The organism is Acinetobacter sp. ANC 5414, assembly GCF_013004295.1.
Taxonomy (GTDB): Bacteria; Pseudomonadota; Gammaproteobacteria; order Pseudomonadales; family Moraxellaceae; genus Acinetobacter.
In genome coordinates this window covers 1-1,754 of the sequence record NZ_JABERM010000024.1, presented here as the reverse complement: position 1 = coordinate 1,754, position 1,754 = coordinate 1, and the positions used below count along the sequence as shown (strand labels likewise).

Here is a 1,754-nt window from a genome sequence, read left to right as displayed (position 1 = left end):
CACTCCTTGTAGGTGTCGACGACTGTTTGGGGTTGTATAGTCAAGTAATTAAGTGCATGTGGTGGATGCCTTGGCAGTCAGAGGCGATGAAAGACGTAATAGCCTGCGATAAGCTCCGGGGAGGCGGCAAATATCCTGTGATCCGGAGATTTCTGAATGGGGAAACCCACTTACCATAAGGTAGGTATTGCATGATGAATACATAGTCATGCAAGGCGAACGAGGGGAAGTGAAACATCTCAGTACCCTTAGGAAAAGAAATCAATTGAGATTCCCTTAGTAGCGGCGAGCGAACGGGGAAAAGCCCATTAAGTCATATAAGTTCTAGTGGAATGCTCTGGGAAGTGCAACCGTAGTGGGTGATAGTCCTGTACACGAAAGGGCTTATATGATGATGTCGAGTAGGGCGGGGCACGTGAAACCTTGTCTGAATATGGGGGGACCATCCTCCAAGGCTAAATACTCCTGACTGACCGATAGTGAACCAGTACCGTGAGGGAAAGGCGAAAAGAACCCCTGTGAGGGGAGTGAAATAGATCCTGAAACCGCATGCATACAAGCAGTGGGAGCCGGCATTGTGTCCGGTGACTGCGTACCTTTTGTATAATGGGTCAGCGACTTACATTCAGTAGCAAGGTTAACCGTATAGGGGAGCCGTAGGGAAACCGAGTCTTAATAGGGCGTTTAGTTGCTGGGTGTAGACCCGAAACCGGGTGATCTATCCATGAGCAGGTTGAAGGTTGGGTAACACTAACTGGAGGACCGAACCCACTGTCGTTGAAAAGCCAGGGGATGACTTGTGGATAGGGGTGAAAGGCTAATCAAACTCGGTGATAGCTGGTTCTCCCCGAAAGCTATTTAGGTAGCGCCTCGGACGAATACCATTGGGGGTAGAGCACTGTTTCGGCTAGGGGGTCATCCCGACTTACCAAACCGATGCAAACTCCGAATACCAATGAGTACTATCCGGGAGACAGACTGCGGGTGCTAACGTCCGTAGTCAAGAGGAAAACAATCCAGACCGCCAGCTAAGGCCCCAAAATTATAGTTAAGTGGGAAACGATGTGGGAAGGCATAGACAGCTAGGAGGTTGGCTTAGAAGCAGCCACCCTTTAAAGAAAGCGTAATAGCTCACTAGTCGAGTCGGCCTGCGCGGAAGATGTAACGGGGCTAAAACTATATGCCGAAGCTGCGGATTTACACGTAAGTGTAAGTGGTAGGGGAGCGTTCTGTAAGCCGATGAAGGTGGATTGAGAAGTCTGCTGGAGGTATCAGAAGTGCGAATGCTGACGTGAGTAACGACAATGCGAGTGAAAAACTCGCACGCTGAAAGACCAAGGGTTCCAGTCCAACGTTAATCGGGGCTGGGTGAGTCGACCCCTAAGGCGAGGCCGAGAGGCGTAGTCGATGGGAAATTGGTTAATATTCCAATACTTCTGTGTAATGCGATGAGAGGACGGAGAAGGTTAAGTCAGCCTGGCGATGGTTGTCCAGGTGAAAGGTTGTAGGCATGTATCTTAGGCAAATCCGGGGTACTCTATGCTGAGAACTGATAGCAAGCTGTACTTGTACAGCGAAGTGGCTGATACCATACTTCCAGGAAAAGTCTCTAAGCTTCAGTTACACAGGAATCGTACCCGAAACCGACACAGGTGGTCAGGTCGAGTAGACCAAAGCGCTTGAGAGAACTCTGCTGAAGGAACTAGGCAAAATGGTACCGTAACTTCGGGAGAAGGTACGCTGTCGACGGTGAT

General features: G+C 49.8%; 1 rRNA gene. It reads left to right on the top strand.

The annotated features are described in order from the left end of the window. Window positions 1-38 precede the first annotated feature (38 nt). Window positions 39-1,754 (top strand): 23S ribosomal RNA (locus HLH18_RS11065); the annotation flags it as partial.